General features: G+C 68.1%; 1 pseudogene. It reads left to right on the top strand.

The features are described from left to right. A pseudogene (locus tag A3722_RS11020) lies at positions 1-232 on the top strand (DUF2927 domain-containing protein); the annotation flags it as partial.

Here is a 232-nt window from a genome sequence, read left to right as displayed (position 1 = left end):
GGGCAACCGCCCGCGACCTTGGGGCCGGACCTTGCGCGGCTGCTGGCCCGCCTGCGCCGGGAAGCCGGGATGGAACTGCGTGAGGTTACGGGTGGAGAGGCGAGCATCACCATTCAAGCGGTGAACCGCAGCCAGATCCGGCGGCTTTTGCCGCAGGCGGCCTGTTTCGTGGTGCCGAATGTCAGCACACTTGAAGAGTACCGCCGCACGAGGCGCTCCGCCGCCACCGATT

Source organism: Sulfitobacter sp. HI0027 (assembly GCF_001634775.1).
GTDB lineage: Bacteria > Pseudomonadota > Alphaproteobacteria > Rhodobacterales > Rhodobacteraceae > Sulfitobacter.
This window is presented reverse-complemented; position numbering and strand designations above follow the sequence as displayed.